At 47.3% G+C, this 21,366-nt stretch carries 20 protein-coding genes; 7 read left to right on the top strand and 13 right to left on the bottom strand.

Annotation, left to right across the window (positions count from 1 at the left end; genetic code table 11):
* Window positions 1–11 precede the first annotated feature (11 nt).
* Complete coding sequence (locus AC3IT7_RS13810; RefSeq protein WP_489248838.1) at window positions 12–1,184, top strand: S41 family peptidase; 1,173 nt, start codon at window positions 12–14, stop codon at window positions 1,182–1,184.
* Here AC3IT7_RS13810 and AC3IT7_RS13805 read toward each other — a convergent pair whose 3' ends face one another.
* Genes AC3IT7_RS13805 through gacA form a run of 3 tightly spaced genes read right to left on the bottom strand, consistent with a single transcriptional unit; the run spans window position 1,185 to window position 4,847 of the window.
* The gene (locus AC3IT7_RS13805) at window positions 1,185–2,609 is read right to left on the bottom strand and encodes a sigma-54-dependent transcriptional regulator (protein WP_489248837.1); all 1,425 of its coding nucleotides are present in this window, start codon (window positions 2,607–2,609) and stop codon (window positions 1,185–1,187) included.
* Between the two features lie 14 nt (window positions 2,610–2,623).
* Complete coding sequence (locus tag AC3IT7_RS13800; RefSeq protein ID WP_489248836.1) at window positions 2,624–4,189, bottom strand: sensor histidine kinase; 1,566 nt, start codon at window positions 4,187–4,189, stop codon at window positions 2,624–2,626.
* Between the two features lie 22 nt (window positions 4,190–4,211).
* On the bottom strand, window positions 4,212–4,847 hold the full coding sequence (gene gacA, locus AC3IT7_RS13795; protein WP_005108454.1) for a response regulator transcription factor GacA: 636 nt from the start codon (window positions 4,845–4,847) through the stop codon (window positions 4,212–4,214).
* 219 nt (window positions 4,848–5,066) lie between these two features.
* Here gacA and AC3IT7_RS13790 point away from each other — a divergent pair, with 219 nt between their 5' ends.
* Window positions 5,067–6,134 carry a serine hydrolase gene (locus AC3IT7_RS13790; protein ID WP_489248835.1) on the top strand — a complete coding sequence of 356 codons (1,068 nt, stop codon included), beginning with the start codon at window positions 5,067–5,069 and terminating at the stop codon, window positions 6,132–6,134.
* Between the two features lie 56 nt (window positions 6,135–6,190).
* Here the strand turns inward: AC3IT7_RS13790 and thrC are convergent, their stop codons facing one another.
* The 4 genes from thrC to xerD form a co-directional block, all read right to left on the bottom strand.
* A complete protein-coding gene (thrC, locus tag AC3IT7_RS13785) occupies window positions 6,191–7,330 on the bottom strand; it encodes a threonine synthase (RefSeq protein WP_489248834.1) in 1,140 nt (379 codons plus the stop codon).
* 57 nt (window positions 7,331–7,387) lie between these two features.
* Window positions 7,388–8,692 carry a homoserine dehydrogenase gene (locus AC3IT7_RS13780; RefSeq protein WP_489248833.1) on the bottom strand — a complete coding sequence of 435 codons (1,305 nt, stop codon included), beginning with the start codon at window positions 8,690–8,692 and terminating at the stop codon, window positions 7,388–7,390.
* Between the two features lie 127 nt (window positions 8,693–8,819).
* On the bottom strand, window positions 8,820–9,632 hold the full coding sequence (locus AC3IT7_RS13775; RefSeq protein ID WP_475655161.1) for a DsbC family protein: 813 nt from the start codon (window positions 9,630–9,632) through the stop codon (window positions 8,820–8,822).
* Window positions 9,633–9,731: 99 nt separating this feature from the next.
* Entirely contained in the window at window positions 9,732–10,649 is a 918-nt protein-coding gene (gene xerD / locus AC3IT7_RS13770; protein ID WP_489248832.1) for a site-specific tyrosine recombinase XerD, read from the bottom strand.
* Window positions 10,650–10,824: 175 nt separating this feature from the next.
* On the opposite strand from xerD, the gene AC3IT7_RS13765 reads away from it, so the two are divergent.
* From AC3IT7_RS13765 to ftsW, 5 genes are all read left to right on the top strand, one after another.
* Window positions 10,825–11,085 (top strand): FeoA family protein, encoded by a 261-nt coding sequence (locus AC3IT7_RS13765; RefSeq protein WP_475655159.1) that lies wholly within the window; start codon window positions 10,825–10,827, stop codon window positions 11,083–11,085.
* Window positions 11,082–12,938, top strand: a complete 1,857-nt coding sequence (gene feoB, locus AC3IT7_RS13760; protein ID WP_475655158.1) for a ferrous iron transporter B — start codon at window positions 11,082–11,084, stop codon at window positions 12,936–12,938. The genes AC3IT7_RS13765 and feoB overlap by 4 nt, the downstream gene beginning before the upstream one ends.
* A gap of 55 nt (window positions 12,939–12,993) precedes the next feature.
* Window positions 12,994–13,245 (top strand): DUF6587 family protein, encoded by a 252-nt coding sequence (locus AC3IT7_RS13755; RefSeq protein WP_489248831.1) that lies wholly within the window; start codon window positions 12,994–12,996, stop codon window positions 13,243–13,245.
* Between the two features lie 162 nt (window positions 13,246–13,407).
* Entirely contained in the window at window positions 13,408–14,754 is a 1,347-nt protein-coding gene (gene murD / locus AC3IT7_RS13750; RefSeq protein WP_489248830.1) for a UDP-N-acetylmuramoyl-L-alanine--D-glutamate ligase, read from the top strand.
* 20 nt (window positions 14,755–14,774) lie between these two features.
* Entirely contained in the window at window positions 14,775–15,971 is a 1,197-nt protein-coding gene (gene ftsW, locus AC3IT7_RS13745) for a putative lipid II flippase FtsW (protein WP_475655344.1), read from the top strand.
* Here ftsW and AC3IT7_RS13740 read toward each other — a convergent pair.
* From AC3IT7_RS13740 to thiC, 6 genes are all read right to left on the bottom strand, one after another.
* Complete coding sequence (locus AC3IT7_RS13740) at window positions 15,960–16,220, bottom strand: zinc ribbon domain-containing protein (RefSeq protein ID WP_489248829.1); 261 nt, start codon at window positions 16,218–16,220, stop codon at window positions 15,960–15,962. The genes ftsW and AC3IT7_RS13740 overlap by 12 nt on opposite strands.
* Window positions 16,221–16,278: 58 nt before the next feature.
* The gene (gene gluQRS / locus AC3IT7_RS13735) at window positions 16,279–17,199 is read right to left on the bottom strand and encodes a tRNA glutamyl-Q(34) synthetase GluQRS (RefSeq protein WP_489248828.1); all 921 of its coding nucleotides are present in this window, start codon (window positions 17,197–17,199) and stop codon (window positions 16,279–16,281) included.
* Between the two features lie 2 nt (window positions 17,200–17,201).
* On the bottom strand, window positions 17,202–17,729 hold the full coding sequence (dksA, locus tag AC3IT7_RS13730) for an RNA polymerase-binding protein DksA (protein WP_364484384.1): 528 nt from the start codon (window positions 17,727–17,729) through the stop codon (window positions 17,202–17,204).
* Window positions 17,730–17,938: 209 nt separating this feature from the next.
* A complete protein-coding gene (gene cpdA, locus AC3IT7_RS13725; RefSeq protein WP_489248827.1) occupies window positions 17,939–18,751 on the bottom strand; it encodes a 3',5'-cyclic-AMP phosphodiesterase in 813 nt (270 codons plus the stop codon).
* Complete coding sequence (locus AC3IT7_RS13720; protein WP_489248826.1) at window positions 18,748–19,383, bottom strand: NUDIX domain-containing protein; 636 nt, start codon at window positions 19,381–19,383, stop codon at window positions 18,748–18,750. The genes cpdA and AC3IT7_RS13720 overlap by 4 nt, the downstream gene beginning before the upstream one ends.
* 76 nt (window positions 19,384–19,459) lie before the next feature.
* The gene (thiC, locus tag AC3IT7_RS13715; protein ID WP_489248825.1) at window positions 19,460–21,355 is read right to left on the bottom strand and encodes a phosphomethylpyrimidine synthase ThiC; all 1,896 of its coding nucleotides are present in this window, start codon (window positions 21,353–21,355) and stop codon (window positions 19,460–19,462) included.
* Window positions 21,356–21,366: the final 11 nt, after the last annotated feature.

Below are 21,366 nucleotides of genomic sequence, written 5' to 3'. Positions count from 1 at the left end.
AAAGGTAAAAAATGGCAAGAACACATTGGAAGTTTGTTGTAATACCATGCTTGCTGATGTGTTTGAGCCATTTAGCCTGGGGTGCGGGCTCAAAAGAGCCGGCACTCGATGATATGCAAATGGATGACCAGGTCTATTCCGAAATTCCTGTGGCATCCATTCAAGAATTCGTACAAATTTACGGCATCGTCAAAGACAATTATATTCAAGATAAAAATGACGAAGCCTTGTTCCAGCAAGCGATTCAAGGTCTGGTCAGTGGCTTGGACCGCTATTCACGTTATTTGTCTCCTGAAGATTATAAACAGCTACGTGAGTATACCGAGGGCGATCTGGCCAGCATTGATTTCGATCTGCAGTTTAACCCGCAGATGAAGCAATGGATGGTTCAGGGACTAAGTGCCGATGCCGATTCTGCCAAGCAGGGGCTGCGCAATGGTGTCACGGTCTATAAGATTGATGATCAGGTGCTGAGTAGCCTGAATCAGGAACAGGTGCGGCAGTTATTGAGCGGGGCAGTTGGCTCTACGCTGAGCATACAGCTTTCTCCGCAAAGTCCGGTGGTGCGTCTGGTACGCAATACCAAGCTCGATACAGAAATTAAATCCAGTCTGTACAATAATCAGGTACTGGTATTGCAGGTCAAAGTTTTCCAGCAAGATACCGCCAATGAAATCAAACGCCTGATTGAAAGCCATGCCGACAAGCGCTTAAAAGCCGTGATGTTTGATCTGCGCAATAATCCGGGAGGATTACTTTCTGCAGCAGTAGAATCGGCCGATCTGTTCTTGAATCAGGGCGTGATTGTTTCGACCAAAAGCCGTGCAGAAGGCAATCAGCAATTTCAGGCACTGCCAAGTTTTGAATTTCAGAATCTGAAAGTCGGCATTCTGATTAACAACCGTTCCGCATCGGCAGCTGAGGTCTTTACTGCAGCAATGAAAGAACATCAGCGTGCCTGGGTGGTCGGTGAGCAGAGTTATGGCAAAGGCGTGGTGCAAAAGCTGTTCCCGCTGAGTAATGGCTCTGCTTTGCAAATGACGGTCGCACAGTATTTCAGTCCGAGCGGCCAGATGATCGAAGGGCGAGGGGTGCAGCCGCATTTCAACTATCCGTTTAAGCAGGAAATGCGTGAGGAGAGCTATCTGGAACACGTCACAGACCTGCTGCTCCTGCAAAAATAACTATTCGTCTTCTTCAGTGTCCAGTCCGAACTTTTTCAGACGATAGCGTAGCGAACGAAACGACATGCCGAGTTTTTTTGCGGCCAGTGTCCGGTTCCAGTGGGTCAGATTCAGCGCATTGAGTAACACTTCTTTTTCAATCTTTTCCAGATACAGCTCCAGGCCTTCTTCCGGGAGCTTCTTAGGCACAATCAGGCTGTCGGTCGCAATGATCTCACTATTGAGCGTGGTGCTCTCCTGAGCGTTACTGAGCGCATGACGTAGCGGTGCACTTTGCAGATGCTGAAGATCAATCCGTTCCTCATCACTCAGGGTAATCGCACGTTCCATAATGTTACGCAATTCCCGCACATTACCGGGATAATATTGCCCCAATAAAAACTCTTTACTGCGTTCGGTCAGCTTTTTATTGGCAATGCCCCATTCCTGGCAAATTTTCTGAATAAAATGTTCGGCCAGTAATAGAATATCCTGACCGCGTTCGCGCAGCGGTGGTAAAGTCAGATCCATCACATGAATACGGAAATATAAATCCTGACGGAATTTGCCTTGTTGTACCAAGGCTTCCAGATCCTGATGGGTGGCGCTGATAATCCGGAAATCGACATCAATTTCGCTGTCTGAACCTAAGGGGCGAATGCGTTTTTCCTGTACCGCACGTAGCAGTTTGACCTGCATGGCCAGGGGTAATTCTGCAATTTCATCCAGAAACAGACTGCCGCCATGTGCCGATTGAATCAGACCCTGTTTGTCCTGGGCTGCTCCGGTAAAACTGCCTTTCTTGTGTCCAAACAGTTCACTTTCCATCAGTTCGGTTGGAATGGCACCGCAGTTAATGGCAATAAAAGGGCCTTCATTGCGATTGCTCAGGCGATGAACCAGATTGGCCACCACTTCCTTACCGGTTCCGGATTCACCGGTAATAAAAACCGGTGCCTGGGAGCGGGCAATTTTTTGCAGGGTAATACGTAATTGCTGAATCGGCATCGATTGTCCGATCAGCATTTTATGTTCCAAGGCATTATTGGGATTATTATGCGAATAATCTACCGGTTTATTCAGGGCTTTTTGCAGTAACTGTTCCAGATGTTTCTGATTGACCGGTTTACTGACAAAGTCAAAGGCACCAGCTTTGAGCGCTGCAATCGCAATTTCCATATTGCCATAAGCAGTCAGAACTGCCACTGGAAGTGCAGGATAAAGATTGCCAATCCATTCCAGTAACTCCAGACCATTGCCATCGGGCAGGTTCAGGTCAGTCAGGCAGGCATCATACTGATGATCTGCAAGGCATTTTTTAGCATCTTGCAGACGATGGGCAATATGCGTACGAATCCCCATGCGCAGCAATGACATTTGCATCAGGGTGCACAAATCTTCTTCATCATCCACCAGTAGCACCAGTGGCTGTTGTTCCACGCTCATTTCCCTTGACCCCTTTATACCGTAATACGTTGGCAGCTAATGCGAAAGCATGCGCCCTGTTCTTGTTGTATATAGTTTAATTGTGCCTGATTTGCTTCACAAAAACTATGTGATAAATACAGTCCTAATCCGGTACCACTAATCGAGGTACTGAAAAAAGGTTTAAATAATAAGGCCTGATCATGTATGGCCACGCCTGAGCCAAAATCGCGGACATCAATCCAGACCCGATGCTCATAGGGATGTATGTTGAGCTGGATATAAGCAGCATCGCCCGAGTTGTGACGGATGGCATTTCGGATCAGGTTGATCAGGACTTGCCGGAACTGTGCTTCATCAAACTGTATCAGCAGCGGCACATCAATATTAAATTGAATCTGATCGCTAATATCGGCCAAATCTTCCTGGATAAATAACGGGATAAATTCATTCAGATGGATCGGTACCGGATGGGTTTCTTTATTTTTGACCATATTCAGTGTGTCCTGAATAATCCGGTCAATCCGGGTTGCCTGGCGGCCAATCATCTGGTTAAGCAGCTGTTGCTGTTCAGTTTCTGAATCCAGATACAAATCATTGGCCTGTACAATGGCAGCCAAAGGATTGCGGATTTCATGGGCAATACTGGCCGAGAGCTGACCCAGTGCAGCCAACTTGAGCTGCTGCACCTGCTGATTGAGTTTTTTGGCATCCTGCAACACCAATAAAGTCAGGGTCTGATGCGGCACAATCAGCTTTTGTACCTGCACATGAATATTATAGCGACTTTGCTGGGATTCAAACTGAAAGCGTTCACCATTTTCCAGGGTTTCAAAGTGAATCAGTTCGAATAAATCGGGCTGGGACTGGTACAGGCTAAATTTTTCATAGGCATACTTGGCTTCGATCCCCAGCAAAGTACAGGCCGCGGGATTAGTCAGTACCACATGATAATTTTCATCCAGTACCAGATAACCGGTTTCAATCTGTTCCAGGATATAGCGGTTAATATTCTGTAAGCGATGCAGTTCCAGCGATTGGGAAAAATTCAGGTTTTCCAGAATCTGAAAACGCCGCACGGCGATTTGTCCGGTGCCATACACCACAAAAAACAGAAAGGCCAGCAGGGCACTATTGCTGATATTGCTGAGTGAGGAAAATGCAAAAATACTGCCGATAAAATGTTGATAAATAACACTAATCACGGCAACCAGAGTGACCACCAAGGCCTTTTTTGCATCCAGTAATAACGATGCAGAAAAGATGGTAATCACAAACAATAGCCCGATTTGCAGATTAGGCCCATCACTTGCCAAAGTCAGCAAACTTAAGACACAGACATCGCTAAAGAAAATCATGATCAGCTGTTGCTGAATCAGTCGTTTTACCCATTTCAGTGCAAACAGCTGCACGGCATTCACCGCAACACCGATTGCCAATGCATAAGAATACAGCTGTGGATATTGATAATCTGCTGTGAGTGCAGGATACGTCAGCAGAAAAATCAGCAGCAGGCCAGTGCTGATAATCAGGCGATAGGCACTATACCAGATGCCTAAGTGGTATTGATTAAGTTCAGAATAATGAGATTTTTGTGCCATATGCACCGCAACTCGCCAAAGGCTAAGGTTTGATCAGCCCATAGCGCATCGCCAGATGCGTCAGTTTGACATCACTATCGATATTCAGTTTTTCAAAAATACGGTAACGATAGGTATTTACGGTTTTGACGCTGACAAAGAGCTTGTCGGCAATTTCCTGAGCACTGATACAATTCACCACCATCATTGCCACTTGCATTTCACGTTCTGACAGTGCATCAAAGGGCGACTGTTGTGTATCGGAAAGGTAAGAGCTGGCCAGCTGTTCTGCAATGTCGGCACTGAAATATTTACCACCTTGCATGACTTTATTGATGGCGCGAACCATTTCTGAAATCGGTGCGCCTTTGGTGATATAGCCTTTGGCCCCGGCTTTAAGTAACAGCGAAGGATAAGGTTCTTCGGCCAGGCCGCTGACAGCCAGCACCTTGGTTTCAGGGGCGCTCTGAAGCAGACGCCGTGTGGTCTCTACTCCACCAATACCCGGCATATTTACATCCAGCAAAACCACATTCGGATGATGCTGGCGAACCAGAGAAATTGCTTCTTCACCAGATTCAGCCTGGCCAATCACCTGAACCTCCGCATGGTCTTCCAGCATTCTGCAAATTCCAGTACGTACTAATTCATGGTCGTCCACAACTAAAACTGTGATCACCTAAGCTCTCCCTCTGTTAAAAAAATCATTTTTTTGTTACATAAAGCAAAATAAGCTTGCAATGAAAGTACAAAATTAGCAATCCTATTCGCAAGATAAAATCTGAAACTTATCACACAGTGTCAAGATCAAAAATTGTTCTGCAATGTGTTTAAATGTAAGGCATATTAGAGGTAATACGCAAATCAATCTTACCTCTGTTAGTTGAGTGAAGAAATAGTGAAGAAAATAAACAAGTCTTTAAGGCATGTACTGGGCCTATCCGTGTTAGTCAGCATGAGTGCGACAAGTTTTGCTGAAATCATTATGAATTCCGGCACGACAGAGGGCGGAACCAGTATCAGTTGGTCATCTGAGCAAGTCAATCAGCTGATGAGCGATGATTTTCGTGTGGCTGCTGATGAGCCTTCGCCACCCGGTTCAGCCACGGTCACCACCACCTTGCGTCAGGTTGGACCAAGCACTGCGCCAGCAGGAGTAGGGCAGCAACCGGCAAAAGCAGTTCAGATTTTTGATACAAATAACTATAGCAATCAACCTTCTGTAAATGCCCGTGCCGCATTGGTGATGGATGCACAGACGGGTGAAGTGCTGTTTAGTAAAAATACCAACACGGCTTACCCGATTGCGTCGATTACCAAGCTGATGACCGCCGTAGTGATATCCGATGCACGTTTAAACATGTCAGAAGAAATCACGCTACAACAGGCTGATTTTTCCTGTGCAGGCTGCAAGAGCTCAAGCTCGACCTTAAGAGCAGGCGACAGCATGAACCGTGCTGAAGCTTTATTGTTTGCCCTGATGAAGTCTGAAAACCCGGCAGCGGCCGCTTTGGCACGTACCTATCCAGGTGGCCGAAGTGCATTTATTGCAGCGATGAACAGTAAAGCCAAAGCCTTAGGCATGAACTCTTCCCGCTTTATGGAATCAACCGGCTTGCATCCTGGAAATGTGGCATCGGCGCGTGACTTGGGAATTTTAGTCAATACGGCTTCTCAATACGGCCTGATTCGCCAGTTCTCGACCACCCCGAGCTACGACTTTAACTTGGGCTATCGTGTGCTGAAATCGAATAATACCAATGCACTGGTGCGTAATGGTGGCTGGAATATCAATATTTCCAAAACCGGTTTTATTAATGAAGCAGGGCGTTGTGTGGTGATGCATACCACTTTAAATAACCGTCCGGTGGCAGTGGTGCTTTTAGGTGCCAACAGCTCACAGGCCCGTACCAATGATGCAACCCGTTTGATGACCTGGGTGACTCAGCAACCAAAACGTATTTAATCATCCCTATATTAAAAAACCCTGCATCAGCAGGGTTTTTTTGATTCTGGCAGAAATTACATATTCGACAGAATTGAATCTTTTACCTGGTTCATGGTTGCATCGATTGATAACATTACGGCATCAGCACATTGTTTGATGGCAGTATCTGGATCTTTCAGACCGTTACCTGTTACGGTACACACGATCACTGAACCTTCCGCAATTTTACCTGCTTTAATATCACGAATCGCACCGCCCACAGACGCAGCAGATGCAGGTTCTACGAACACGCCTTCATACATAGAAAGCAGACGTTGTGCTTCAAGAATCTCGGCATCAGTCAGTTCATCAAACCAGCCGTTTGAGTCACGAACTACTGCTTTGGCATGATTGAAGCTTTGTGGATTACCAATACGGATTGCAGTTGCAACCGTCTCAGGGTTTTCTACTGGACCGCCACGAAGGAAGGGTGCAGCACCAGACGCTTGATAACCTGCCATGATTGGCAAGCCTGCCGGTTTAGGACCAGTGAAGGCATCTGTTTCAGCATCATATACAACTTGCTCAAACTCTTCCTTGGATTGGTTTGCAACAGCTTCGGTATAACCCATCCAGTGTGCAGTGATGTTACCCGCGTTACCGACTGGCAGGCAGTGGTAATCCGGGGCACGGCCTAAAGCTTCAACGATCTCGTAAGCAATAGTTTTTTGACCTTGCAAACGGTACGGGTTGATTGAGTTTACAATCGTTACCGGAGCCTGATCGGCAACTTCTTTGACCAGACGCATACCGTCATCGAAGTTTCCACGAATTTGCATGGTGATCGCGCCATACATCATGGCCTGTGCCATTTTACCCATGGCAATTTTGCCTTCAGGAATGAGCACGAATGCTTTGATGCCGGCACGTGCTGCATAAGCAGCAGCAGCAGCTGAAGTATTCCCGGTAGAGGCACAAATAATGGCTTTAGAGCCATCTTCAACCGCTTTGGTTACGGCCATGGTCATACCACGGTCTTTAAATGAACCAGTCGGGTTTAAGCCTTCGTACTTCACATAGATTTCAACGTCTTTACCAATAATACGTGGAATATTCTCAAGCTTGATCAGGGGAGTATTACCTTCACCCAAAGAGATCGCACGAGTAGTTGCAGACACTGGTAAACGGTCGCGATAGCGGTCAACTAAACCAGTATAACGATTGGCATTCGACATGATGATGTTCCAATTGTGTGTAGAGCTTGGCCAGGGGAAATACTCCCCTTAACCCGATTAATTATCAAGCGATTCTAAACGAATTCGTACAATTTCGCCATGGATGACGGGTAATGCTTGAATTTGTGAGAGCGCTGCATCCATTTTTGATTCGACGATAGGATCGGTCAGAATCACGATCGGAATAAGGTCTTTTAAGCGTGGTTGCTGCATGATGGCATCAATACTGATGCCGGCACGACTAAGAATCGTGGTGACATCGGCAAGCACGCCCATTTGATCTTCGGCATTGATACGAATGTAATAGCCGGTGGTCATTTGTTCACGACTCAAGATCGGTAAATCGGTCAGGGCTTCAAAGGCCAGTTGAGGAATGGTCCCGGCACCGTCTTCGGTATAAATGATGTCACGGACAATATCCACCACATCTGCGACCACAGCAGACGCTGTTGGACCTGCACCTGCGCCTGCGCCGTAATACAGCGTTGGGCCAACCGCATTGGCCTGTACCAGAACGGCATTTTTTACGCCATTCACATTGGCAATCAGTTCTTCTTCAGGAATCAGGGTTGGATGAACACGTAGCTCAATTCCGGCATCGGTACGGCGTGCAATCCCCAGGTGCTTGATACGGAAACCGAGGTCTTCTGCATATTTGACATCCTGTGCAGTGACTTTGCCAATGCCTTCAGTAAAGACTTTGTCGAACTGAAGCGGAATACCAAAGGCACACGACGCCAGAATAGTCAGTTTATGTGCAGCATCAATACCTTCCACATCAAAGGTTGGATCGGCTTCGGCATAACCGAGTTCTTGTGCTTCTTTGAGCACATCTTCAAAAGCACGGCCTTTTTCACGCATTTCACTGAGAATGAAGTTGCCCGTACCATTGATAATACCTGCCAGCCATTCAATCTTGTTGGCAGCCAGACCTTCACGAATCACTTTAATGATTGGAATGCCGCCGGCTACGGCTGCTTCATAGGCAATTTGCACGGCATTGTCTTCAGCTGCTTTAAACAGTTCATTGCCGTGTTCAGCCAATAAGGCTTTGTTGGCAGTGACAATATGTTTGCCATGTTTCATGGCTTCCATGATGATTTCAAAAGCAGGGTGAATGCCGCCCATGACTTCGACGACCACGTCTACATCCGGTTGACGTACGATATCCATGAAGTCGGCACTTTGCTTTACCGATTCAGGCAGATCCAGATCAGGACGTGGGCGACGGGTACCTACATAAGTAATTTGAATTTCACGACCGGTGCGACGTTTAATCTCAGCAGCATTTTCTTTTAATAGTTTCAAGGCACCACCACCTACAGTACCAAGACCGAGGATTGCCAGACGAACTGGTTTCACGTCACACTCCAAATATAATCAGTTTTTTACGAGAACCTAGATCATAGCTAAAAAAACGCAATGACTCTAGGGTCATTTCAGAATATCTTCATGTATAAATTAAAGTTAAATAACTTATTAAAATGAGTTATTTAAGCCGCTTCAATAATTCCGAGGTAGATAGATATCCGCCCAGGTAAACGCCCTCTGAGCTATAAATTGCCGGGGTGCCATTGACGCCCATATTGAGGCCCATGTGATATTGATCTTGAACAGGATTTTCACATTTTTGCGCAGTGATCTGTGCACCGGCAATGGCCTGATCAAAGGCACTGCGACGGTCGGCACTGCACCAGATTGCTTCCATGGCTGGCATATGCTGTTCACCGCGCGGCCAGGCGATATAACGCACTTCGATACCTTTGTTGTTCATTTCATCCATTTGCTCATGGAATTTATGGCAATACGGGCAGCTGACATCGGTAAACACATAGATCACATGCTTGGCTTTGCCTGTGGCCGGATAGATCAGCAGGTCTTCTGCTTTCAGCTCAGAAAAGAGTTTGTTGTTGATTCCGGCTTGCAGGTTTTCACTGACATTATGCAGCTGTTTATCGCCGAGTCGGATCACGTCGCCCTGAATCAGGTATTTGCCATCACTGGTGACATACACCGCAGACATGCCTTCCAGGCTAACCCAGAACAGGTTCGGGACTTCGGTGGCTTTAATGTCGGTGATTTTGGCACTGATGCCAGCAGTCTTGAAATGCTTTTCTAGGGTAGAAACCAGGCGCTGTTGGGCATTACGTTCGGTCAGGGTAGAGGCTTCGCCCGTTGCTGGTGCACTTGCAGTGAGCGTATCTTGCTTTTTATCGTTGTTCGTGGAATTGGAACATGCGCTAAGCCCCAAACCAGCAGCAAGTGTGCAAGCCATAAAAACTTTTGAGCGGGCAAATGTCATAAATAACCCTTTTCTTCTTGGACTAAAAACAGAGCATTAGCATAACAAAAAAAAATACAATCACGTCAAACTTCTCAGTTTATTCGACCTGTAAACGTTTTAAGCCCGTGGATGATGGGTTGCATGCAGTTGTTGCATTCGCACTTGCGCCACATGAGTATAAATCTGCGTGGTGGACAGATCGCTGTGGCCCAGAAGCATCTGCACCACGCGTAAGTCTGCGCCATGATTGAGTAAATGGGTGGCGAAGGCATGGCGCAAGGTATGCGGTGACAGCTCGGACTGAATCCCGGCTTGCAGGGCATAGCGCTTGATGGCATACCAGAAGTTCTGCCGGCTCATGATCCCGCCATGCTGGGTTAAAAACAGATAATCGGTCGAAGTCTTATAAAGTTGCGGACGGGCTTCGTTCAGATATTTTTCTACCCATTCACAGGCCATTTGTCCCATCGGCACCAGTCGTTCTTTATTGCCCTTACCCACGATACGCAAATAGCCCTGTTTCAAATTGATCAGTTCCAGACGTAAATTGATCAGTTCGCTCACGCGTAGTCCGCAAGCATATAGCACCTCAAACATGGCACGATCACGCAGTCCTAGCGCCGTGTTGATATCTGGTGCATGAATCAAGGCTTCGACATCGGCTTCAGAGAGGTCTTTGGGCAAGGCCCGGCCCAGTTTTGGAGTTTTATGCGCTGCTACCGGATTGTCGCTGCGCAGTTTCTGTTCCCGCAGAAATTTATAAAATGAACGCAAGGCTGACAGGCAGCGGGCAATTGAACGCGGGCTTTTTTGCTGTTTGGTCAGGTTAATCAATACATCGGAAATATCGTCATGAGTCCATTCTGGCAAAGGTTTGGCCAGACATTCGGCACATTGCAGCAAATCGGATAAATAGGCATTTCGGGTATGCGGGCTGACTGTTTGCGCAATCAGATAGTCACGAAAACCCTGTAAATAGCTCAAGGCTTCCGGAATTTGAACCGGAGCAGGGATACGGGGTTTTTTATTCAGCATAGGGTGCAAGGATCTGATCTAAAAAAGCGATAATTTGCATTGGTATTCTCCACTGTAGTGTAATTTTATGACAGTGTCGATGTGGTATAAGGCTAAATTGGAATGTAATTAATCTTATTTGTTAATTATTCTCATTTGTTTGTATACTGTACAAAATTGTTTAGGAATTTTCACGGTGCGTTTGTCTGATTTAAAAGCAAAACAAATTGCCATCATCCGGAAAGTGAGTCGAGCGACTGAGGGTGAAAGTGCGCTACACGATGTCGTCGCGAGTCGCCTGGAAACTTTGGGCTTTGTACCTGGTACCAAAGTACAGGTGATTACGAAAGGTATTTTTGGGGGAGATCCCATTTTGATTCAAGTTGGATTTACCCGTTTTGCTTTGCGTAAATCAGAAGCAGCTAAAATTGAAATTGAACAGGCGGTGTCGGCATGAGTGATACATTACGTATTGCCCTTGTCGGTAACCCTAACTGCGGTAAAACTTCTTTATTCAACCATTTAACAGGAACACGCCAAAAAGTCGGGAACTATGCGGGTGTTACGGTTGAACGTAAGGTGGGTACGTTTACGCTACCTTCTGGCAAGGCAGTCCGCGTCCTGGATTTGCCCGGAACCTATAGTCTGAATGCAACCAGTCCGGATGAAGAAATCACCCGCAATGTGGTGCAAGGTAAAATTGCTGAGGAACAGGAGCAGGATGCGTTTTTGTGTGTGGTGGATGCCACCAACCTGAAGCTGCATCTGGGTCTGGTACTGGAAATGATTGCCCTGGGTCGTCCGGTTCTGGTCGTACTCAACATGATGGATGAAGCACGCCGCCGTGGCATGCAGATCAATACCCAGAAACTGTCTGAACGTCTGGGCGTGCCAGTGGTAGAAACCGTGGCTGTGCGCAGTTCAGGCATTGAAAACCTGAAAAATGCCCTGGATCAAGGCAAGTTCTCGGTACCGCAAACTGAATTGAGCGGCCTGAAAGGCGATACCCATCAGCAAGTGGCAGCCATTCTGAGTGATGTGGTCAATTTCATTGATCAGGAAGACAAACGTACCGATTTTCTCGACAAGATTTTTTTGCATCCGGTACTGGGTCTACTTAGTCTGGCGGTAATGATGTTTGTGATTTTCCAGGCAGTATTTGCCTGGGCCGCACCCTTCATGGATGGCATCGAAACCTTCTTTGGCTGGCTCGGTGAATTCCTGGGTGAATATATTGCCCATCCCTTGCTCAACAGTCTGGTGGTGGACGGGATTATTGCCGGTGCCGGCGGGGTGGTGGTGTTCCTGCCGCAGATTCTGATTCTGTTCTTCTTTATTCTGGTACTGGAAGAATCAGGCTATTTACCGCGTGCAGCGTTTTTACTCGATAAGCTGATGTTTAAGGCAGGGCTGTCGGGACGTGCCTTTATTCCGTTATTATCCAGCTTTGCCTGTGCCATTCCGGGTATCATGGCCTCACGTACCATCAGTGATCCACGCGATCGTTTAACTACGATTTTCGTTGCGCCGTTGATGACCTGTTCGGCTCGTTTGCCCGTCTATGCCTTGCTGATTGCAGCCTTTATTCCTCAACAAACCGTCTGGGGTTTTATGAACCTGCAAGGTCTGGTGCTATTTGGCCTGTATATGGCGGGTATCCTGAGTGCGCTGGTGGTGTCTTTTGTACTGAAATTTTTTCATAAAGATAAGTCTCAGCACATGCTGTTGATGGAGCTGCCTAGCTACCGTTTTCCGGATTTGAAAAACGTCTGGATCGGCTTGCTGGATCGCGGCAAAATCTTCCTGAAACGTGTCGGTGGCATCATCTTTGCGCTGTCTGTGGTGTTATGGTTCTTGTGCACCTTTCCGCAACCGCCTGAAGGTGCAACCTTGCCGGCCATTGACTATTCACTGGCTGGAATGCTCGGTCACCTGATGCAGCCGATTTTTGCGCCACTCGGTTTCAACTGGCAGATCTGTATTGCCCTGATTCCGGCGATGGCTGCCCGTGAAGTGGTGGTGGCTGCACTCGGTACTGTCTATGCGCTGTCTGCTGTAGATGACGATGCCATGTCTGAAGGTCTATCTTCATTAATCAGCAGTGGTGGTGATCTGGGCTGGTCAGTGGCAACAGGCCTGTCCTTACTGGTGTGGTTTATTTATGCACCGCATTGTCTGGCAACCTTGGCGACCGTCAAGCGTGAAACGGGTTCCTGGAAAACGGTCAGTATCATGACGGTTTACCTGTTTGGTCTGGCATATTTTATGTCATTCCTGACTTATCAAATTGCTTCATATTATTGGGCTTAAACTGCTTTGGCCTGGGTCAATTGCTTTGGTTCAATACTATGCATGGGAGATTGAAATGATTGAAATTCTGATTGTGGCGGCACTGGTTCTATGGAGTGCGCTGGTGGTATTTAAAAAGGTGTTTCCGAACACCTCTCGCTCAGTCTTCCAGAAGCTGTCTGATGCCTGTGCAGCCAAAGGCTGGATGGGTCTGGCCAAATGGCTGCAGCCTGCAATGGCCAGTGGCTGTGGCGGAAATTGTGCCTGTCCGGCTTCGGAGCAAACTACACAGGAAAAGCCGGCCCAGCAAGCGGTGAAATGGAAATAATTTCCTTTTCTGCTGGAATTTTAAAAACCGTCATCAGCATGACGGTTTTTTTACGCATGGACACAAAAAAAATGTACAGAAAGCTCAATCAGAAAAGGCATTCAAAACAGCAAAGTGCTACCATTTCGTCAGTTTCAAAATAGACCAAAATATGGGGCGAAAATGTTAATACAACGTGGTGGGTTAAAAGTCGTTGCAGGACTCGGAATATCTGGTGTTGCAGCAGTCAATTTCTTGCATGGTCAGGGCTACCGCGTTGCAGTAACAGATTCTAGAGCTAACCCGCCAGGGCATGACCAGATTCCGGCCGAGGTTCAGACCAGTTTTGGCCAGTTTGATGCGGAACTGTTGCTGTCCGCAGAAGAAATCGTGATCAGTCCCGGACTTGATCCGAAGCTTCCCGAAATTCAGGCTGCGATCAATAATGGCATTCCGGTGGTCAGTGAAATCCAGATTTTACGTCGCGCTACCGACAAGCCGATTGTGGCAATTACCGGTTCGAATGCCAAAAGTACAGTCACGACTTTGATTGGTTTGATGGCCGCCGATGCTGGCAAGAAAGTCGCCGTGGGTGGTAACTTGGGCCGTCCTGCGCTAGATCTGACCAAAGATGATCCTGAGCTATATATTTTAGAATTATCCAGTTTTCAGCTGGAAACCACTTCAAACCTGGCGGCAGAGGTTGCTGTAGTACTCAACATGAGTGAAGATCATCTGGATCGTCATGGCGACATGATGGGCTATCACACTGCCAAGCACCGGATTTTTCAGGGTGTGAAAAAAGTGGTGTATAACCGGGATGACTCTTTGACCCGTCCTTTGGTGCCGGATGTGACGCCGATGCAAAGCTTTGGGCTGAATGCACCGGATATGAACCAGTACGGGATTCTTAAAGATGGTGATGGTGGCATCTGGCTGGCGCGGGGGCGTGAACGTCTGCTAAAAAGTACCGAAATGTATATGCAGGGCACGCATAATGTTGCCAATGCCTTGGCTTGTCTGGCACTCGGTGAAGCAATTGGTTTGCCACTGGACAGCATGCTGGAAACCCTGAAAACCTTCAAAGGTCTGGAACATCGCTGCGAATTCGTCAAAGAAGTACAGGGTGTACGTTACTACAATGACTCTAAAGGAACCAATATCGGTGCAACTTTGGCGGCACTCGACGGCTTAGGTATGGCCATTGAAGCACAAGGCGGCAAGGTGGCGATTATTCTTGGTGGGCAGGGCAAAGGTCAGGACTTTAAGGCCTTGCGTGAATCACTGGGTAAATATGCCAAGCTGGCTGTCCTGATGGGTGAAGATCGTCCCGTCATCGAAGCGGCAATTGCAGGCACGACTGAACTGCTGCGTGCAGAGAGCTTGCAGCAGGCGGTGGAAATCTGCCAAAAGCACACCCAGCCACATGATGTCGTGCTATTGTCTCCTGCATGTGCAAGTTTTGATATGTTCTCGGGCTATCCGGAGCGTGGTCGCAAGTTTGTTGCATATGTGAATGAACTCAATTAAGAATAACAAGGATTCGTGATATGGCTGGGTTTGCTCAGACTACGATCAATAAATTAAACCAGTTTTATAGCCAGTGGTTGCCGAAACTCCCCGCTGAGCTGAATCCGCGCAATGTGCTGATTTTCTGTGTGTTGGCATTGCTGTGTATTGGCTCGATCATGGTGGCATCGGCCTCGATGCCCTATGCTGAACGCATGCATGAAAATGCCTTTCATTATATTAGCCGCCATGGTATTTCCATTTTTGTTGCCGCTGTTGCGGCCTTGCTGGCGTATAAGATTCCCTTAAAGGTCTGGTTTAACAACACCTTCTTTTTGTGGATTATCACCATTATGCTGCTGGTGGCGGTGCTGGTGGTTGGAACTGAAGTGAATGGTTCCAAGCGCTGGATTCGGGTGGCCGGATTTACCTTGCAGGCCTCGGAAGTGGCCAAGGTGATGATGGCGATTTTTACTGCCGACTATGTGGTACGCCGTGCGGAAGAAGTGCGCAATAACATCAAGGGTCTGGTACGTTTAAGCGCCATTATGGGGGTGACCGTCGGTTTGATTATCCTTGAGCCTGACTTGGGTGCAACCGTCGTGATTACCCTGACCATGCTCGGGGTGTTTTTCCTGGCGGGTGCGCCGTGGATTCAGTTTGGTGTGGCTTTCATGACCCTGGTGGGGGCATTTGCTGCCGCGATTTTATTGGAACCTTATCGTCTGCAACGTCTGCTGTCTTTCTCGAATCCCTGGGAAGATCCTCTGGGTACCGGCTATCAGTTGTCCAATGCCCTGATGGCCTTTGGGCGCGGCGAATGGACAGGGGTAGGCTTAGGTCACAGTATCCAGAAAATGTCTTATCTGCCGGAAGCGCATACCGACTTCATGCTGGCGATTCTGGGTGAGGAATTCGGTTTCTTGGGTATTGCAACAATTCTGATCCTGTCTTTTACCATGATGGTCTGCTGCATCCGTATTGGTCATCGTGCCTTGCAGCATCAATATCTGCGTGCCGGCTATCTGGCTTATGGCATCAGCATCATTTTCCTGTTACAGATTCTGGTGAATGCCGGCATGAATATGGGCATGTTGCCAACCAAAGGTTTGACCCTGCCATTTATCAGTTATGGTGGTTCATCCTTAATTGTCTGTGCGGTAATGATCAGTCTGATTCTGAAAATCGATTCAACCACACGACAGGTCAATCCAAGCCGGGAAGAATCAAGCTTCTAGACTGGAATTACGCTGAGGTTCAGGCTGAGCATGGTCAAGCACTGTGCTCGGCATCACCGTACCGCAGTTAGAACAGCTGACAAATGCATTCTTGGGTTTAGAGAGCGGAATCAAGGGAATAAAAAACAGAGAAAAATAATTGCGCTGCTGTTTCAGTTCATAGCCTGAACGGGTGCGGCAGACCGGACACAGGAACTGGCTTTTCTCAATCACTTTGGTTTTCGGGCCGAATCCAAAAATAAACAACATTTTTATCATCCTTTTATCTGGCGAGTTACTTTTAGATAGATTAATTGAAAACCCGTTTTTATAAATAGTGACCTTGTAGCGCTGTTGTATGCGGAATCCGTTCAATGTCCCACTGCGCCACAGCCTGTTGCAGCATGTGCTGCGGCGTATCCGGATCAACTTCAGCCTGATGCAAAGCCTGAAGTGCCTGTTGTAATAATTGCGGTGCCTGGGTTAAATCCAGGGCTTGGGCCAGATTCTGTTTTGACAGTTTTTGTCCCTGATCATTCATTGCCAGTGGCAGATGCATATAGCTCAGGCGAGGGTAGCCGAGTAACTGTCCCAGATAGATCTGCCGTTCGGTATTGTCCAGCAAGTCCGCACCGCGCACAACATGGCTTATGCCTTGCAGATAATCGTCGACCACAACAGCCAACTGATAATTGATAATGCCGTCGCGACGTTTCAAGACAAAATCCCCCAGATCTTTTTTGAGCTCGGAGCAATGTCTGCCTTGCAGACGGTCTTCAAAACAGATCTCGACCTCCGCGACTTTTAGGCGAATGGCCTGCTGTTCAAAAGCCAGACCCAGGTCGCGACAGGTATCCTGATAGATATGATTGGAACCGAGCATTTTACGGGTACATTGACAGGCATAGACCAGACCTTGCTGACGTAATTGTTCGATTACATTTGCATAGATGTCTAAACGGTCTTTCTGGAAAATAATCTCGCCGTCTGGCTCAAACTGAAAGGCATCCATGGCGCGCAGAATATGCTCTTCGCTACCAGGATAAATACGTGGAATGTCGGTGTCTTCAATCCGGACCAGCCATGTACCTTGATTTGCTTTGGCATCGCAGTAACTGGCGACTGCGGTAATGAGGGAGCCAAAATGCAAAGGGCCGGTTGGCGATGGCGCGAACCGACCCACGTAATTCACTTCAGCTTTCCCTCCCTTTAATAAAGGGAGGGTCAGGGAGGGATTACTTAAAGACATACTTAACCGTTATTTTGCTTCTCTTTGATTTCTGCCAACGTTTTGCAGTCAATACATAAAGTTGCAGTTGGGCGTGCTTCTAGACGACGCAGACCAATTTCGATACCACAGGTTTCACAGAAACCATAGTCATCATTCTGGATCGCTTCGATCGACTGTTCGATTTTACGGATCAGTTTACGTTCACGGTCACGGGTACGTAGCTCAATGGCAAATTCCTCTTCTTGCGTCGCACGGTCGTTGACATCAGGAAGGGCAGTATTTTCATCTTGCATTGTATTGAGGGTACGATCTACTTCTGACATCAATTCAGCTTTCCATGCCATCAAGATCTGGCGGAAATGCTGAAGCTGACCTTCAGACATGTATTCTTCATTTTTTTTAGGTTGATAAGGTTCAATACCAAATAAGCTAGCAGTAGAACCACCGTCAGTCGTTTTAGGCTTAGATTTGCGTACGCGCTTTGCAGCTTTCTCTTCTACAACTTCAGTTTGATTGTCTAAGACTTGATTTTGGTTGTCATTCGCCATTTAGGGCATTCCTCATCTATGCGTATGATTGCTACGCAAAAAATATGGTGATATGCAATTTTTATCCACCCTGAAGAAGGATTATCCTCCTGTGGGGGCCGTCATCATATAGACTTTTTATGCTTATTGATAGTCTTTGATGGCTGGACTATGCATATCACATTTCCTTTGGTTGCAATAAAGTAATGCAAAAAAAACAAATTGAAAAGTTAATAACCTGAAATTTCGGTATTAATATTTTGCTGGCTCAATGCCACCCGCTCAATGTAGGTATCAAACTCACCATTTTGTTGCAAATGTAATACACGATAACCAGGCGCCGCCTGATCTAGCGCGAAATCCGGGCTTTGGGGTTTGAACTGTACACTGGTCGATGGCGTGGATAAAAAATAGATACCGTGCCACTCATTGCAGGAGTCCTGATGCACATGACCGAATAATACCAGCTTCACATTCTGATGCCGTGCCAGCACATCTTTAAGATGGTCGGCATTTTTAAGCCGGTGCTGATCGATCCAGTGAGATTGCATGCTAAACGGATGATGATGACAGGCAATAATAATATATTGCTGGCTGTATTCACCCAGAAGCTGATCCAGCTGATCGAGCTGAGCTTGCTCGACCCAGCCATCGACCTTGCCTGGAACCGCACTGTTTAACAGCATCATGCTCCAAGTGCCGAAATGAATCGCATGTACCTGATTGGTATTCTGATGAAACGGAAATACTTGAGCATCATCATGATTGCCTGGAATCTGGTAATGCGGTACGCCTAAGGACTGGATAAAGTCGATATAACGCTGATAAGTTTCTGCTACCGGAACCTGAGCCAGATCACCGGTATGAAGCAGTGCATCAATTTTGGGAAAGCGTTGCTGCACATGCCGTATCACTTCATGAAAACTCTGCTCAGGATTCATCTGGGCAAATTCCAGCTCTTGCTGATTCATCAAATGCGTATCCGAAATCTGGATGATGGTCCAGTCCGGCTGTGTGGTTGTACCTGACTGCTGAAAACTCATGTCTTTCCCCTTAGACATATCCCGGCAGTATGAATATGCTGTTGCAACCACTGCAAGGCCATAATGACCGGTGCATTCCTTAAGCGACCATTGGTGAGTAAAGTGGCAATATCGGCATAATCCAGAATATGCAGCTGGATATTTTCACCTTCATCTGGCATGCCAAAGACACCGCCTTGTTCCGGCAGTTCAGTCTCGGCAACATATAAATGAAACAATTCGGAACAGGCACCCGCAGAAGGATAAAAGCTGAAAATATGCTGTAACTCAGTCAGGGTACAGCCTGATTCTTCGAGTGCTTCACGACGGATACACTGTTCCGGAGCTTCGGCTCCATCGAGTACGCCGGCAATGACTTCGAGCTGCCAAGGCGAGTCGACATCGTCCAGCCCCCCAATACGGAACTGTTCAATCAGGCCAAATTTCTGCTGCTGATGGTTATACATCAACACACCGGCTGCTTCTGGCCGATGAATCAGTTCACGCTGCAAGGTCGGTGTTGAGCCTTCCTGATGAAATAAACGGTGTTGCAGGCTGACTTTTTCCACCTGAATAAAACCCCGGTACAAGAACTCACGTGCCTCTACGCTAAAGTCTTTTTTATTATAAGAGGCCTGTTTAATAATATTCATATGCTCAGATAGAATGAATTGATTTATTTTCATCCTATCTGAGTTTTTTTTGAAGACAACTGTTTTTTTTAAAGTTTTATAATTTTTGGTACAGATTTTGGCCGGAGTTATGGAAACTGGCTTTCATCTGATCCAGACCGGCTTCAATCTCGGCCTGCGAGACCACAGATTGATCTATATTGGCCTGTTGATTGGCATAGTCGCGCACATTCTGGCTAATCTTCATCGAACAGAACTTCGGTCCACACATGGAACAGAAATGCGCTGACTTATGGGCTGCTTTGGGCATGGTTTCATCATGCATGCTGCGGGCGGTATCCGGATCCAGACTCAAATTGAACTGATCTTCCCAACGGAACTCAAAACGGGCCTTGGACAGGGCATTGTCCCGTGCCTGCGCACCCGGATGTCCTTTGGCCAGATCTGCCGCATGTGCTGCAATCTTGTAGGTAATAATGCCGTCTTTCACATCCTTTTTATTCGGTAAGCCCAAATGTTCTTTAGGTGTGACATAGCAGAGCATGGCCGTGCCATACCAGCCAATCATCGCGGCGCCAATGGCTGAAGTAATGTGGTCATAACCCGGTGCAATATCGGTGGTTAACGGCCCCAAGGTATAGAAGGGTGCTTCTTTACAGACTTCGAGTTGCAGCTCCATATTTTCCTTGATCATGTGCATCGGGACATGGCCCGGGCCTTCGATCATCACCTGCACATCATGCTCCCAGGCACGATGGGTCAGTTCACCCAAGGTTCTCAGTTCGGCAAATTGTGCTTCATCATTGGCATCCTGCACACAGCCCGGACGCAGGCCATCACCCAGACTAAACGACACATCGTAGGCTTTCATGATTTCGCAGATGTCATCAAAATGGGTATAGAGGAAGTTTTCCTGATGATGTGCCAGACACCACTGCGCCATGATCGAACCGCCACGCGAGACAATGCCGGTCAGACGGTTGGCCGTGAGCGGTACATATCTTAAAAGTACACCAGCATGAATGGTGAAGTAGTCCACGCCCTGTTCGGCCTGTTCAATCAGGGTATCTTTAAAGATCTCCCAGCTCAGATCTTCGGCGACGCCGTTGACTTTTTCCAAAGCCTGATAGATCGGTACGGTGCCAATTGGCACTGGAGAGTTACGGATAATCCATTCCCGGGTTTCATGAATATTCTGTCCGGTCGACAGATCCATAATGGTATCGGCACCCCAGCGTGTCGCCCAGGTCATTTTCGAAACTTCTTCTTCAATACTGGAACCGAGTGCAGAATTACCGATATTGGCATTAATTTTCACCAGAAAATTACGCCCGATAATCATCGGTTCCAGTTCCGGATGGTTGATATTGGCTGGAATAATGGCGCGGCCGGCAGCGACTTCCTGACGCACAAATTCCGGGGTGATTTCGCGTAAATTCTGGGCACCGAAATTCTGCCCCGGATGCTGGCGCATATCGACACCATCGAGTTGCCGCAGATTTTCACGAATCGCGATATATTCCATTTCCGGAGTAATCATACCCTGCTTGGCATAATGCATCTGGGTGATGTTGTGGCCGGATTTGGCTTTGCGAGGTTTCTGGATATGGGCAAAACGGATTGCGGCAGTACGGATATCTCGTAGACGTTGACGGCCAAATTCAGAGCTTAAATCGTCCAGCATTTCAGTATCGTTACGCTGTTCAATCCAGCTGTCACGGATATTTGGCAGGCCTTTATTCAGGTCAATCGTCACATTCGGATCAGTATAGACACCGGAAGTGTCATAAACCATCAAGGGTGGATTGTATTCACCGCCTAAGCCTGTCGGGGTTTCACTGAGGGAAATTTCCCGCATCGGCACCTGAATATCAGGACGTGAGCCTGACAGATAGACTTTACGTGAAGCAGGCAGAATGCGCGTTAAGTCACGTGCTTCCTGTTCATGGGTGGAGAGAGAAGTTTCAGAAGAAAGATTCGTTAACTGGTTCATGGCTATGATCC

This window comes from Acinetobacter sp. KH_038 (assembly GCF_057839405.1).
This window is presented reverse-complemented; position numbering and strand designations above follow the sequence as displayed.